Origin of the sequence: Pseudomonas sp. NPDC087614, from assembly GCF_044743485.1 — a bacterium.
Classification (GTDB): domain Bacteria; phylum Pseudomonadota; class Gammaproteobacteria; order Pseudomonadales; family Pseudomonadaceae; genus Aquipseudomonas; species Aquipseudomonas baetica_A.
In genome coordinates this window covers 9484-22895 of the sequence record NZ_JBIUWN010000035.1, presented here as the reverse complement: position 1 = coordinate 22895, position 13412 = coordinate 9484, and the positions used below count along the sequence as shown (strand labels likewise).

At 59.7% G+C, this 13412-nt stretch carries 13 protein-coding genes; 3 read left to right on the top strand and 10 right to left on the bottom strand.

Annotated features, from left to right (window positions below; all coding sequences use genetic code 11):
• Positions 1 to 100: 100 nt before the first annotated feature.
• The 3 genes from tsaB to ppc form a co-directional block, all read right to left on the bottom strand.
• Complete coding sequence (tsaB, locus tag ACIOWA_RS14920) at positions 101 to 775, bottom strand: tRNA (adenosine(37)-N6)-threonylcarbamoyltransferase complex dimerization subunit type 1 TsaB (protein WP_339507501.1); 675 nt, start codon at positions 773 to 775, stop codon at positions 101 to 103.
• Between the two features lie 94 nt (positions 776 to 869).
• A complete protein-coding gene (gene adk / locus ACIOWA_RS14915) occupies positions 870 to 1517 on the bottom strand; it encodes an adenylate kinase (RefSeq protein WP_339430519.1) in 648 nt (215 codons plus the stop codon).
• 300 nt (positions 1518 to 1817) lie between these two features.
• Positions 1818 to 4448: a phosphoenolpyruvate carboxylase gene (gene ppc / locus ACIOWA_RS14910; protein WP_401160463.1), complete on the bottom strand. Its 2631-nt coding sequence runs from the start codon at positions 4446 to 4448 to the stop codon at positions 1818 to 1820.
• A 213-nt stretch (positions 4449 to 4661) separates the two neighbouring features.
• Between ppc and ACIOWA_RS14905 the strand changes: the two genes are divergently transcribed.
• From ACIOWA_RS14905 to ACIOWA_RS14895, 3 genes are all read left to right on the top strand, one after another.
• Complete coding sequence (locus ACIOWA_RS14905; RefSeq protein ID WP_339430517.1) at positions 4662 to 5006, top strand: pilin assembly protein; 345 nt, start codon at positions 4662 to 4664, stop codon at positions 5004 to 5006.
• 377 nt (positions 5007 to 5383) lie between these two features.
• Positions 5384 to 5788, top strand: a complete 405-nt coding sequence (locus ACIOWA_RS14900) for a DUF4398 domain-containing protein (protein ID WP_221733969.1) — start codon at positions 5384 to 5386, stop codon at positions 5786 to 5788.
• 55 nt (positions 5789 to 5843) lie between these two features.
• Complete coding sequence (locus tag ACIOWA_RS14895) at positions 5844 to 6632, top strand: OmpA family protein (RefSeq protein WP_401160461.1); 789 nt, start codon at positions 5844 to 5846, stop codon at positions 6630 to 6632.
• A 74-nt stretch (positions 6633 to 6706) separates the two neighbouring features.
• Here the strand turns inward: ACIOWA_RS14895 and ACIOWA_RS14890 are convergent, their stop codons facing one another.
• The 7 genes from ACIOWA_RS14890 to prfB form a co-directional block, all read right to left on the bottom strand.
• Complete coding sequence (locus ACIOWA_RS14890) at positions 6707 to 7036, bottom strand: hypothetical protein (RefSeq protein WP_221733971.1); 330 nt, start codon at positions 7034 to 7036, stop codon at positions 6707 to 6709.
• Positions 7033 to 7938 (bottom strand): alpha/beta hydrolase, encoded by a 906-nt coding sequence (locus ACIOWA_RS14885; RefSeq protein ID WP_339430515.1) that lies wholly within the window; start codon positions 7936 to 7938, stop codon positions 7033 to 7035. The genes ACIOWA_RS14890 and ACIOWA_RS14885 overlap by 4 nt, the downstream gene beginning before the upstream one ends.
• 89 nt (positions 7939 to 8027) lie before the next feature.
• Positions 8028 to 9278 (bottom strand): flavohemoglobin expression-modulating QEGLA motif protein, encoded by a 1251-nt coding sequence (locus ACIOWA_RS14880; protein WP_339430759.1) that lies wholly within the window; start codon positions 9276 to 9278, stop codon positions 8028 to 8030.
• A 60-nt stretch (positions 9279 to 9338) separates the two neighbouring features.
• The gene (locus tag ACIOWA_RS14875) at positions 9339 to 9893 is read right to left on the bottom strand and encodes a hypothetical protein (protein ID WP_339430514.1); all 555 of its coding nucleotides are present in this window, start codon (positions 9891 to 9893) and stop codon (positions 9339 to 9341) included.
• A gap of 76 nt (positions 9894 to 9969) precedes the next feature.
• Positions 9970 to 10683 carry a TetR/AcrR family transcriptional regulator gene (locus tag ACIOWA_RS14870; protein WP_401160490.1) on the bottom strand — a complete coding sequence of 238 codons (714 nt, stop codon included), beginning with the start codon at positions 10681 to 10683 and terminating at the stop codon, positions 9970 to 9972.
• 105 nt (positions 10684 to 10788) lie between these two features.
• A complete protein-coding gene (gene lysS, locus ACIOWA_RS14865) occupies positions 10789 to 12291 on the bottom strand; it encodes a lysine--tRNA ligase (protein ID WP_339430513.1) in 1503 nt (500 codons plus the stop codon).
• A gap of 71 nt (positions 12292 to 12362) precedes the next feature.
• Positions 12363 to 13412, bottom strand: a 1050-nt coding sequence (gene prfB, locus ACIOWA_RS14860; RefSeq protein WP_401160458.1) for a peptide chain release factor 2, incomplete at its 5' end; no start/stop codon positions are given.

Below are 13412 nucleotides of genomic sequence, written 5' to 3'. Positions count from 1 at the left end.
TTTAAAACGTGGGGTTAGAAACTGACGATTGGCAGACTTCAGGCAGAGCACTATTCACTGTGGGAGCAAGCTTGCTCGCTCCCACAGGTTTTTGGGTGAATCAGCGGGCCTTGGGGGTAGCCACTTTATCGCGCAGGTAAACCGGCTGCGCATCATCGGCCGGAATCGTTTCGCCGCGCTCCCAAGCAAAGCGTGCCAAGGTCAACAGGTCTTCGGCGTGGGGCAGCATGCCCGCGTCTGAACCGCTCAGGTTCACTGCGATACGCTCACCATAGCCCCAGCCAGTGCCAGCACCGAACCATTCGCCACTGGCATCGACCGGCAGCGCCGCGACTTCCGGCGGCAGCACTGCTTCGGCGCCGACCAGACGCATCTCCCCCGCCGTCTCGCGATAGCAGCCCCAATACACTTCGTCCATGCGCGCATCGATCGCCGCTGCAACCTGGCTCACACCCTGCTCGCGAAACGCACGTTGCGCCAACACGGCCAGGTTGGACACCGGCAGCACCGGACGATCCAGCGCGAACGCCAAGCCCTGCACCACACCGATGGCAATTCGCACACCGGTAAACGCACCCGGCCCACGACCGAACGCAATAGCATCCACCGCTTGCAACGTGGTACCGGCATCGGCCAGCAATTGCTGGATCATCGGCAGCAGCTTTTGCGCGTGCAGGCGCGGAATCACCTCGTAATGGCTCGTGACCTTGCCGTCATGCAGCAAGGCAACGGAGCAAGCTTCAGTCGCGGTGTCCAGGGCCAGCAAGGTGCTCATCGATGTATCCAAAACAGGGGTGGGGAAAAAGTGCGTCAGTATAAACAACTACGGCCCGCAAGCGGGCCGTGGATGATGCAGCTAATCAGCTTTTTCAGCTCAACGCTTCAAGCACCTTGGCGGTGATTGCTTCTACCGAACCAACGCCCGGGATGTGGCTGCACTTCGGCTTGCCGTTGGCAGCCGACAGCTTCTGGTAGAAGTCCACCAGCGGCTTGGTCTGCGAATGGTAGACCGACAGGCGATGACGCACGGTTTCTTCGGTGTCGTCCTTGCGCTGTACCAGCTCTTCGCCGGTGATGTCGTCTTTGCCTGCGATTTTCGGCGGGTTGTAGACGATGTGATACACCCGGCCGCTGGCTTCGTGAACACGACGTCCGGCGATACGCTGAACGATTTCTTCGTCTTCAACGGCGATTTCAACCACGGCGTCCAATTCGACGCCAGCAGTCACCAGTGCTTCGGCCTGCGGAATGGTGCGCGGGAAACCGTCGAACAGGAAGCCGTTGGCGCAGTCAGGTTGCGCGATACGATCCTGAACCAGTGCGATGATCAGATCATCCGACACCAGGCCGCCGGCATCCATGATGCTTTTGGCTTGAACGCCCAGTGGAGTGCCGGCCTTGACCGCTGCACGCAGCATGTCACCAGTGGAGATTTGCGGAATGCCGAATTTTTCGGTGATGAACTTAGCCTGAGTACCTTTACCGGCCCCGGGAGCTCCCAGCAGAATGACGCGCATTAGATGTGCTCCTCAATTTTTTTATAAAAAGCTTTTACAAAACAAAGGACTCGCCGCATGGGACGATTCCTGAAAAATACGGGTCGTGGCCGCATAAACGGCCAAAGGCTGATCAAGATACACAGCAGGCTGCGCCCACACAAGACGCCAAAAGTCGGAGAAACCCGCGCCTGCCGCGACCTCGCGACGCGGTGACCCAAGTCGCAACCCCGTCACTTACTGTCGCCTGGCGGCACTTTCCTCAGCGTGCGAAGCGGCACCCGGCGTTGACTCCGGGCACGGCATGCCACGGCAAAAACCTTAGCCGGTATTACGCAAACCGGCGGCAATGCCCGCCACAGACACCAGTAACGCCTGTTCCACCGGGCTGCCCTGCTCGACATGCTGCTGTCGCGAACGTGCCAGCAATTCGGCTTGTAATAGATGCAGCGGGTCGAGATAGGTGTTGCGCAGACGGATGAATTCAAGGGTGTCCGGACTGTGTGCCAGCAACTGCGACTGACCGGTCAACCCAAGTACCACCGAGCATGCCTGCGACAATAGGTCGCGTAAGTGCGCACCCAACGGCAGCAATTCCGGCTCGACCAGACGCTCGTCGTAGGACAGCGCAATATCGGCGTCAGCCTTGGCCAGGACCATTTCCAGCATGTCGATACGCGTGCGGAAGAACGGCCATTGCTCACGCATCTGCCCCAGCAACTCGCCCTCGCCGCGTTCCAGCGCCTTGCTCAGCGCCGATTCCCAGCCGAGCCAGGCCGGCAGCATCAAGCGCGTTTGCGTCCAGCCGAAGATCCACGGGATCGCCCGCAGGCTTTCAATCCCGCCAGCACGGCGCTTGGCAGGCCGGCTGCCGAGCGGCAACCGGCCCAATTCCTGCTCCGGCGTGGACTGACGGAAATACTCGACGAACTGCGGATTCTCACGCACGACTTTGCGATAAGCGCTGACGCCGTCGGCCGCCAGTTCATCCATCAGATGGCGCCATTGAGGCGTTGGCGGCGGCGGTGGCAGCAACGTGGCTTCGAGCACAGCGGCGAGATACAGATTGAGGTTTTGTTCGGCAATGTCCGGCAGGCCAAATTTGAAACGAATCATTTCGCCCTGCTCGGTGGTGCGGAAACGCCCCGCGACCGATCCCGGTGGCTGCGACAGAATCGCCGCGTGCGCCGGGCCACCGCCACGTCCCACGGTGCCGCCACGACCATGGAACAACAGCAGTTCGACTTGCTGCTCGAGGCAAATGTCCACCAGCCGCTCCTGCGCGCGGTATTGCGCCCAGGCCGCTGCCGTCGTGCCGGCGTCCTTGGCCGAGTCGGAGTAACCGATCATGACTTCCTGCGGGCCTTGCAGCCGCGCGCGATAGCCCGGCAGCAGCAACAGACGCTCCATCACCGGCCCGGCGTTATCGAGGTCAGCCAGGGTTTCGAACAGCGGCACGACGCGCATTGGCCGCAACACGCCGGACTCTTTGAGCAGCAATTGCACGGCGAGCACATCGGAAGCCGCGCCGGCCATCGAGATCACGTAGGATCCCAGCGAGGCGCCCGGTGCGGCGGCAATTTCCTTGCAAGTGGCGAGCACTTCCGCAGTGTCGGCGGACGGTTTGAAATGCGCCGGCAGCAACGGCCGACGATTGCTAAGCTCGCGGGTCAGGAAGGTGATGCGCTGCTCTTCGTCCCAGTCTTCGTAACGACCGAGCCCAAGATAGTCGGTGATTTCAGTCATGGCCGAACTGTGCCGCGACGAATCCTGACGCACATCCAGGCGCACCAGAAACAGGCCAAAGGTCACGGCCCGGCGCAGGCAATCGAGCAGCGGCCCGTCGGCAATCACGCCCATGCCGCACTCATGCAGCGAGTTGAAGCACAGTTCCAATGGATCAAGCAGATCGCGGTTGTTGTGCAGCACATCGGCAGGCGCCGGTGTCGCCGCCGTCAGCGACGCATGCGCCCAGTTGCGGGTGGCACGCAGGCGTTCGCGCAATTGCTTGAGCACCGCACGATACGGCTCGGCGCTGTCGCCGGCCTTGGCTTTCAGCGCGTCGCTGGCCTGCTGCATCGACAACTCGGCCGCCAGGTGATCGACATCGCGCAGGTACAAATCCGCCGCCATCCAGCGCGCCAGCAGCAACACTTCGCGAGTCACCGCTGCCGTGACGTTGGGGTTGCCGTCGCGGTCGCCGCCCATCCAGGACGCGAATCGAATCGGTGCTGCTTCAAGCGGCAACCGCAGGCCGGTAGCCGCGTGCAGCGCCTGATCAGCCTTGCGCATGTGGTTGGGAACTGCCTGCCACAGCGAGTGCTCGATCACGGCAAAGCCCCACTTGGCTTCGTCGACCGGTGTCGGGCGCGTGCGGCGGATTTCTTCGGTGTGCCAGGCTTCAGCGATCAGCCGTTGCAGGGTGTTCTGGATCTGCTCGCGTTCGGCCGTGGTCAGGTCACGGTGATCCTGAGCGGCGAGTTGCGCGGCAATCGCGTCGTATTTCTGGATCAGCGTGCGGCGGGCGACCTCGGTCGGGTGTGCGGTCAGCACCAATTCGATTTCCAGACTCGCCAGTTGCCGGGCCAGCGATTCGGCGCTGTGGCCTTCGTTGCGCAGGCGCGCAAGCAATTCGGGCAAGACACGGGATTCGAACGGCGCAGGCTGCGACTCTTCACGGCGATGAATCAACTGATACTGCTCGGCGATGTTCGCCAGGTTCAGGAACTGGTTGAACGCCCGCGCCACGGGAAGCAATTCGTCTTCGCTCAATTGATTGAGGCTGGCACTGAGTTCAGCGTCCGTGGAGCCTCCCCGGTCGGCCTTGGCACCCTTGCGGATCTGCTCGATCTTGTCGAGAAAATCCTCGCCATACTGGTCTCGAATGGTATTGCCCAACAGCTCTCCGAGCAGGTGAACATCCTCGCGCAAGCGTGCATCAATATCAGTCATCAGCAATTCTCCAGCAGTAATCCGGACGGCTTAGAAACGAGTGCATGACCTAGAGAGTGCCGCTCTGCGCCGCTTCTTACAAGCAGGCGACGAAGGGACTTTAAACCTTGTGGCCGAAAGCTAGTCTCAACACTGAGCCGCACAACGGCTTGCCGCCGGCTCCGCCGGACACTCCCCCTGGCCTGCTTTGATCAGGTGCGACATGAGGTCATTATGAAAATCCGTGAACTCGCCCAGCATTGGGAAGAAAACGCCAAAGGTCGTATGACCGACACGGGCTACACGATTCATCTGGACGTCGAGGCCGCCGCGCGCCTGGCGGCAATTGCCGAGATGTACCCCAAACGCCACCCCGAAGAACTGCTTGGCGAACTGCTTGGCGCTGCGCTTGAGGAGTTCGAAGCGAGCCTGCCCTATGTGAAAGGCTCAACCGTGGTCGCGACTGACGAGGAAGGTGATCCGCTGTACGAAGACGTCGGGCCGACCCCGCGCTTTCTCGCCCTCTCGCGCAGGCATTTGCAGGACTTGTCGTCGGCTGGGAACAAGCAAAAACACTGATCGGACATAGGTCTGGACGCAAGCAGGCTTGCTCGCGAACGTGCTCTGGCAGTCGGCATTTCTGTCGACTGACTCGAGGCTTTCGCGAGCAAGCCCGCTCCCACATTGACCGAATCTCTCCCTTTGGCAGGGTGTGTTTTCGGGCTGCAAAAACTCCCGCGCGTACCACTCAAAATCGCCAAAGTTCCCGCTTTAGAGCCCTGTCCATTCGGTCAGATTTCTTTTTGGCGATAGGCCATCTTTTCTGAACTTTTGAAAAACGCCTCCGGTCGGAACCTGTAACCACGCCTGGAACGAGCGTTTCAAAAACGCGCTGCCACATGACGCTTGCGGCTCCTCGACCAGGATGGATTTTCGGTTTTATCAGGAGTTAAACAATGGAGTTGAAGACCATGAAGACCCAAACCTCGTTCTCTCACTTGCGCGGTCTGAAACTGGCTGCTCTGGCCATCGGCACCAGCTTCGTGCTGGCCGGTTGCGCAGGCAATCCACCGAGCGAGCAATACGCCGTGACTCAATCGGCCGTGAACAGCGCGGTCAGCGCCGGTGGTACTGAGTTCGCTGCTGTGGAGATGAAGCAAGCGCAGGACAAACTCAAACAAGCCGAAATCGCCATGCACGATAAGAAGTATGACGAAGCCCGCGTCCTCGCCGAACAAGCCGAGTGGGATGCCCGTGTCGCCGAACGCAAGGCACAAGCCATGAAAGCCGAGCGAGCGGTGAAGGATTCCCAGAAAGGTATTCAGGAACTGCGTCAGGAAAGTCAGCGCACCGTGCAATAAGCGCGCATCCGGACTGCAAAGCTGAAACTCTTATCGATAGAAAGGACGAAAAATTATGCGTAAGCAATTGATGATTCCCGCTCTCCTGGCCGCAAGCGTTGCCTTGGCTGCCTGCTCTACCCCGCCTAACCCGAACCTGGAACAGGCGCGCACCAACTACGCCGGCCTGCAAGCCAACCCGCAAGCGAGCAAAGTGGCAGCGCTGGAAACCAAAGATGCCAGCGATTATCTGGACAAGGCCGACAAGGCCTATATGGACAAGCAAGATGCGTCCAAGGTCGATCAACTGGCCTACCTGACCAACCAGCGCGTGGAAGTGGCCAAGCAGACCATCGCCCTGCGTACCGCTGAGAACAATCTGAAGAACGCCGCAGCCCAGCGTGCCCAGGCGCGTCTGGATGCTCGTGACCAGCAGATCAAACAGCTGCAGCAAAGCCTGAACGCCAAGCAGACTGATCGCGGTACGCTGGTGACTTTCGGTGACGTGCTGTTTGCCACCAACAAGGCTGACCTGAAATCCAGCGGTCTGGTGAACATCAACAAACTGGCGCAGTTCCTCCAGCAAAACCCTGATCGCAAAGTGATCGTCGAGGGTTACACCGACAGCACTGGCGCCGCGTCGTACAACCAGTCGCTGTCCGAGCGTCGTGCGACGTCGGTACAGGTCGCGCTGATCAAAATGGGCGTAGATCCTGCGCGCATCGTGGTTCAGGGCTACGGCCAGGAATATCCGGTTGCCGATAACGGCAGCGTGTCGGGCCGTGCGATGAACCGTCGTGTGGAAGTGACCATTTCCAACGACAACCAGCCAGTGATGCCACGTTCGGCGGTCAGCTCGAACTAAGCTGTAAGCAGTAACGCAAAAGCCCCGCCTGAGTGATCAGGCGGGGCTTTTTAGTGGGCTTTGGGTAGGGGCGGTTATTGCTCGAGTTTTTGCGGCGTTTCCTGCCCCATGCAACGCACCGCTTTCTTCTGGCCGTTGATCAGCACACCGGTCAAACCTTTCTGCTCGGTATCGAACAGCACCAGTACCCCGTCAATGCACTGCGCCACTTGCGCTGCCGGGTCCAGCGAGACTTTGTAGTCCTCGCCCGGCACGGTTTTGAGCATGGTGAATTCGTTGAGCAGCAACGCATCCTCGGGTTTGGCGAAGTGCAGGTAGCCGTAGTACCACAGGGCACCCACGGTGCCGAGGATGCTGCAGATACCGGTGATGATCAGCGGGATAGCGTTGCGTTCTTCACTCATTGCGGGCTCTCGTTTTCAGAATTCGGGGGTGGCGGGTAATTGGGGATTTCGCCGAGACGGCGCAGGCCGTTGAAATGCTCGGGATCGTCTAGATAGCGCAGCATCACCTGACGCCACACCGGATCGCCGAACGTCTGCACATGGCCGCCACGGGTCAACTGCAGAACGCGCGGCGGCGGCGCAGCTTGATACAGACGGATGCCATTGGAAAGCGGCACCAGCGGATCGTCGATGCTGTGGAACATCAGTTTCGGCACGCCGTTGAGTTGCGGCATCGAGTAGATCGCACTGTCGCCGTCCGGCACCAGCCACGACAGCGGCACTTGGAACGGCCAGGTCAGCCACGAGGTACTGAGCGCATATTGGCCGACGCTTCGATAGCTGGCGGGCACACCGTCGAGCACCAGTGCCTTGAGCTGTTTCTGCCGCTGCGGATGCTGTACCAGCCAATGCACGGCCATCGAACCACCGAGGCTTTGACCGAGCAGGACCAGCGGCTTGCCTTGGACCTCTGGCGCCTTGTCCAGCCAGGCGAACGCCGCGTCGATGTCCTGATAGATCGCCGGCAGGCTCGGTTCGCCCTCGGACAGGCCGTAGCCGCGATAGTCGACCAGCAATACCTGATAGCCGTTTTTCGGCAACCACCAACTCCCGCCCAAGTGCATCGGCAGATTGCCGCCGTTGCCGTGCAGATGCAGCACCGTGCCTTTGACGTCTACGCCGGGCTTGGCCGGCAGCCACCAGGCATTGAGCTTGAGGCCATCAGCCGTCACCAGCGTGACGGTGCGGTATTGGAGTTTGGCTTTTTCCGGGGTGAAGACCTGACCGGGTTCCGGGTAGAACAACAGCGAACTGCAACCGCCGAGGGTCAGGAGCAGGCAAAAGATGCCGAGGATTCTCATCCGGTGAAACCTCGCGAAAATTCGGGTTGGTACACGATTGAAAACTGTAGGCGTGAGCCTGCTCACTCCTACAAGGGTTTTGTGTTGGTTCAAAGGATGTTGGAGTAATCCGCTTCGATCCGGTCCAGGCTCAAATGGTTGAGGAAGTTGGAGAAGCACATCCACGCCGACAACGCGTTCAAGTCGCGGAACTGGTCCGGCAAATACTTGGGCGGCACCACCAATCCCTCATCCACCAATTGGCGCATCGTGCGCATGTCCTCCAGCGTGGTCTTGCCGCAGAACAGCAACGGAATCTGCTCAAGCTTGCCCTTACGCACGGCCAACTGAATGTAGTTGTAAACCATGATAAAGCCCTTGAGGTAGGACAAGTCTTTGGTGAATGGCAGACCAGTCGGTGTCGAACCCCGGAAAACCCGACTGGCGTTGCCGTAGCTTTCGGCCATTTCAAAGCCCTGCTCGCGGAAGAACTCGAACACCTGCAAGAAGTCCGCGCCCTCCTCGACCATGTGGATGGCGCGGGTGCGGTTGGTCAGTTTGCGCAAACGACTCGGGTAGGAGGCGAAGGTGATGATTTCCATCAGGATCGCCAGGCCTTCCTGGGTCACCGTCGATGAGGGCGGCCCCTTGGACAGGAAGGTGCAGATCGGTTGGTTCAAACCGTTGAGCGTGGTGCCGACGTGCACCAGGCCTTCGTGAACCTCCAGCGCACGTACGTCGCGGTCGTTAAACATCGCATCGGTACGGATCTTGATGTAGTCGGCCCCCGCCGCCGCGTCGGCCACGATGCCGTCGGACTCGAATACGCGAATGGTTTCCTCGGCCTCGCCGAAGACTTTATTCAGACGGGTTTGCAGCAGATGCACGGCGTCCTTGGCGGTGAGGATTTTAGGTTCGTCCTTCAGGTCGCCACGGCCATCGATGTTGTTCAAATAGTCGGACATCATCAGGCCGAGGTCGGCCAGGGTCGGGTCGCCAGCGTGGAACGCATCCGAGGCAGCGCCGTACAGTTCCTGCGAGATCAGTCCGAAATCCTCGGTGCCACGCGCTTCGAGCATGCGCACCACCATGCGGTATTCCTTGCACATGCGCCGCATGATCTGCCCGACCGGATTGAACTGGCCGAGCTGGCGGGTGATGTCGCGCTCGATGTTCTGGAATTCCAGTTTGACCTTGCTCGAATCAAAGGTCAGCGGCCGATTGAGGTAGTAGTCGCGATCCACCGCTGGCATTTCCTTGCCCTTGGCCTTGAGGAAGCCCTTGCGCACGTTCTCGTCCCACTTGACCGCATCGAGCACGCGAATCGGCGTCTGCGCCAGCACAATGCGATCGGACAACATGCGTATCGTCTGCTGGTAATCGTCCACCCGAAACTCCTGTAGAAAACGTGACGTACTGAATTATTTGCCCGCGCGCTGGCGCTGATAGCGCGCAGCCTCGACGAACACATCGGAATTGGCCGGATCGTCGAGGTAAGCAAAGACCTTGTCGAGTGGGCTATCGACTTGCGCGCCGTCGCCATCGTCGGTCTGGAAGGCCTGTCCGTCGAGAGCTTTTTCTTTGATCGCTTGGTTGATCTGCTCGAGATCGAGGCTGTAGACCACCAGTTCGTGTTTGTCGGTGAGTTCGAACCCGGCGATGGTGTAGTGGCCGCCGAACCGCGCCGGTACTTTCGCTGACAGATACCAGCGATTGCCATGACGGGACACCGTGAAAGGATAGGCTTCGCGCTCACGGGGCTTGGCTTTCAACCAAGTGACGGCTTGATAACGGTTGCTGCCGACGCGCGTCAGCACAAGGCTCATCGGCTCGCCCCAGGCATTGGTGCTCGACCATTTGCCGAGCAAGCCCTTGGGCGCCGGGTCACTGCTGGCCAGAGGCGCCTTGAAAGTCACCAGACAGCCACTGAGCAACAGCAACGACAAGGCGATCAGCACACCACGCCAGGCTTTCATTCAATACTCCCTATGAACAATCACGGCCCTGAAGATCGCCACAGTCCCCCGTGGGAATTATGATTGCCTCAGAGGGTTACACCGACGCCAGCACCAAGTGCATATACCGCGTCAGTATGTCGAGCATCTCCTGCTCGGCCAAAGGCTCGGCTTCGTTGAGCAGGCCCTGATATTCCATCCGTCCGACAATCGCCGTCAACACCTTGGCATCCTGCTGCGGTTCCCGCGAGCCCAGGACCTGAAACAACTGGCAGGTACCCTGCAGCAAAATCTGCTGATGGGATCGCACCAGGATGGCCAGGCGCGGGTTCAGCAACGCTTCCTGACGGAACGCCTGCTCGGCCATCAAATGCTCGCGACGGTTGACCAGTTGCCGATGGACATAATCGGTCATCAGCCGCGCAATATTATCGGCCAGTTGCGAACGCGACTCCGGGCTGCCATCGCCACTGACGACCATCTCACGCAGCAGACCTTCGTTGTTGACCCACAATTTGGCCATATAGGCCGCGCTGCGTTCGACGTATTGGGCGAAGGTATCGGTGAGCAGGTCATCGATGTCCTTGAAGTAATACGTGGTGGCCGACAGCGGCACACCGGCCTCGGCTGCTACCGCACGGTGGCGCACGGCACGCACGCCATCACGCACGACAATGCGCATCGCCGCGTCGAGAATGACCTGTCGACGCTGTTCACTGCCCTGTCGGCTGGCCTTGCGGCCCTGGTACTGAACACTTTCAGCGACCGCAGTGGCGATACCCGCTGCACCTTCTTGAGCGATTGCAACCATCACGACAGCACTTCCTCTGCTATTTCAAAAGTAACCAATTGATACATTTGTACCAGACGGGCAATAAAAAGCCGCCTGTTTTAGGCGGCTTTTTAACTGAAACGTTTACGCTTGCGGTCGCATGTGCGGGAACAGGATCACATCGCGAATCGACGGCGAGTTGGTCAGCAACATCACCAGACGATCGATGCCGATCCCTTCACCGGCCGTTGGCGGCATGCCGTACTCGAGCGCACGCACGAAGTCGGCGTCGTAATGCATGGCTTCGTCGTCGCCGGCGTCCTTGTCGGCCACCTGCGCCATGAAGCGCTCGGCCTGGTCTTCGGCGTCGTTCAACTCGGAGTAGGCGTTGGCGATTTCACGGCCGCCGATGAACAGCTCGAAACGGTCGGTGACGTTCGGGTTGTCGTCGTTGCGACGGGCCAGCGGCGACACTTCGAACGGGTACTGAGTGATGAAGTGCGGCTGCTCGAGTTTGTGCTCGACCAGTTCTTCGAAAATCATCACCTGCAGCTTGCCCAGACCTTCGAAGCCCAGCACCTTGGCGCCGGCCTTCTTGGCAATGGCGCGCGCCTTGTCGATGTCGTTCAGGTCATCGGCGCTCAGCTCAGGGTTGTACTTGAGGATCGAGTCGAATACCGACAGACGCACGAACGGTTCGCCGAAGTGGAACACCTTTTCACCGTACGGCACGTCAGTGCTGCCCAGCACCAGTTGCGCCAGTTCGCGGAACAGTTCTTCGGTAAGGTCCATGTTGTCTTCGTAGTCGGCGTACGCCTGGTAGAACTCCAACATGGTGAATTCCGGGTTGTGACGCGTCGAAACGCCTTCGTTACGGAAGTTGCGGTTGATCTCGAAGACCTTTTCAAAACCGCCAACCACCAGACGCTTGAGGTACAGCTCCGGGGCGATACGCAGGAACATTTCCATGTCCAGCGCGTTGTGGTGGGTTTCGAACGGCTTGGCCGCAGCGCCGCCAGGAATGGTCTGCAGCATCGGCGTTTCGACTTCGAGGAAGTCGCGCTTCATCAGGAAGCTGCGGATGTGCGCGATCACTTGCGAACGTACGCGGAAGGTCTGGCGCACGTCTTCGTTGACGATCAGGTCAACGTAACGCTGACGGTAGCGTTGTTCGGTGTCGGTCAGGCCGTGGTGCTTGTCCGGCAACGGGCGCAGCGACTTGGTCAGCAGGCGCACGTCGGTCATTTCAACGTACAGGTCACCCTTGCCGGAACGGGCCAGGGTGCCAACAGCGGCAATGATGTCGCCCATGTCCCAGGTTTTCACCGCGGCCAGGGTTTCTTCGGACAGCGTCTTGCGGTTGACGTAGACCTGAATGCGACCGGTCATGTCCTGGATCACCATGAACGAGCCACGGTTGAGCATGATACGACCGGCAACCTTGACCGGGATTGCAGCCTCTGCCAGCTCTTCCTTGGTCTTGTCCGCGTATTGCTTCTGCAGTTCTTCGCAGTAGTTTTCGCGGCGGAAGTCGTTCGGGAAGGCATTGCCCTTGGCGCGCTCGGCAGCAAGCTTTTCCTTGCGCAGGGCGATCAGGGAGTTTTCTTCCTGTTGCAGGGCTTGCGGATCGAGTTGTTGGTCGCTCATGTCTTTAAATTTTCCATCACAGGTTCGTTGCCCCCGCCATTGACGGGGGACTTAAGGTCGGGCTGACGGCTTTACAGCCCCGATTTCAGGCTGGCTTCCAGGTAGTCGTCGATGTCGCCATCGAGCACCTTGTCGCAGTCGCTGCGTTCGATGTTGGTCCGCAGGTCCTTGATGCGCGAGGCGTCAAGCACGTAGGAGCGGATCTGGTGACCCCAGCCGATATCGGACTTGGTGTCTTCCAGCGCCTGAGACGCTGCGTTGCGTTTCTGCATTTCCTGCTCGTACAACTTGGCCCGCAGCATTTTCATGGCGGTGTCCTTGTTGGCGTGCTGGGAACGTTCGTTCTGGCAACTGACCACGGTGTTGGTCGGTACGTGAGTAATACGTACGGCCGAGTCGGTGGTGTTTACGTGCTGACCACCGGCACCGGAGGAACGATAGGTGTCGATCCGCAGGTCTGCCGGGTTGATTTCGATTTCCACCTTGTCGTCGATCTCTGGCGAGACGAAAACCGCCGAGAACGAAGTGTGGCGACGGTTGCCGGAGTCGAACGGGCTCTTGCGCACCAGACGGTGTACGCCGATTTCGGTACGCAGCCAGCCAAAGGCGTATTCGCCCTTGATGTGCACGGTCGCGCCTTTGATCCCGGCGACTTCACCGGCCGACAGTTCCATGATGGTCGCGTCGAAACCGCGTTTGTCAGCCCAGCGCAGGTACATGCGCAGCAGGATGTTGGCCCAGTCCTGGGCTTCGGTGCCGCCGGAACCGGCCTGGATGTCCAGGTAGGCGTTGTTCGGGTCCATCTCGTGGCTGAACATGCGGCGAAATTCGAGCTTGGCGAGGTTGTCCTCGAGACGGGCCAGCTCGGCGACAACATCGCCCACTGCGCCTTCGTCGTTTTCTTCGACAGCCATGTCCAGCAGGTCGCGGCAATCGGCCAGACCACCGTTCAGTTCGTCGAGGGTATCGACGATCTGCGCCAGCGCAGCGCGCTCGCGGCCCAGCTCCTGGGCGTATTCAGGTTTGTTCCAGACACTCGGATCTTCAAGCTCGCGATTGACCTCGGTCAGACGCTCATGCTTTTGATCGTAGTCAAAGATACCCCCGAATAGTTTCGGAGC

Coding starts and splice junctions, on each gene's coding strand:
- ACIOWA_RS14880 (WP_339430759.1), bottom strand. CDS start 9,278: ATGTTGTCCGATCGCATTGTGCTGGCGCAGACGCCGATTCGCGTGCTC.
- ACIOWA_RS14905 (WP_339430517.1), top strand. CDS start 4,662: ATGAAAATCCGTGAACTCGCCCAGCATTGGGAAGAAAACGCCAAAGGT.
- ACIOWA_RS14885 (WP_339430515.1), bottom strand. CDS start 7,938: ATGAGAATCCTCGGCATCTTTTGCCTGCTCCTGACCCTCGGCGGTTGC.
- lysS (WP_339430513.1), bottom strand. CDS start 12,291: ATGAGCGACCAACAACTCGATCCGCAAGCCCTGCAACAGGAAGAAAAC.
- ACIOWA_RS14895 (WP_401160461.1), top strand. CDS start 5,844: ATGCGTAAGCAATTGATGATTCCCGCTCTCCTGGCCGCAAGCGTTGCC.
- ACIOWA_RS14900 (WP_221733969.1), top strand. CDS start 5,384: ATGGAGTTGAAGACCATGAAGACCCAAACCTCGTTCTCTCACTTGCGC.
- ACIOWA_RS14870 (WP_401160490.1), bottom strand. CDS start 10,683: ATGGTTGCAATCGCTCAAGAAGGTGCAGCGGGTATCGCCACTGCGGTC.
- ACIOWA_RS14890 (WP_221733971.1), bottom strand. CDS start 7,036: ATGAGTGAAGAACGCAACGCTATCCCGCTGATCATCACCGGTATCTGC.
- ACIOWA_RS14875 (WP_339430514.1), bottom strand. CDS start 9,893: ATGAAAGCCTGGCGTGGTGTGCTGATCGCCTTGTCGTTGCTGTTGCTC.
- adk (WP_339430519.1), bottom strand. CDS start 1,517: ATGCGCGTCATTCTGCTGGGAGCTCCCGGGGCCGGTAAAGGTACTCAG.
- tsaB (WP_339507501.1), bottom strand. CDS start 775: ATGAGCACCTTGCTGGCCCTGGACACCGCGACTGAAGCTTGCTCCGTT.
- ppc (WP_401160463.1), bottom strand. CDS start 4,448: ATGACTGATATTGATGCACGCTTGCGCGAGGATGTTCACCTGCTCGGA.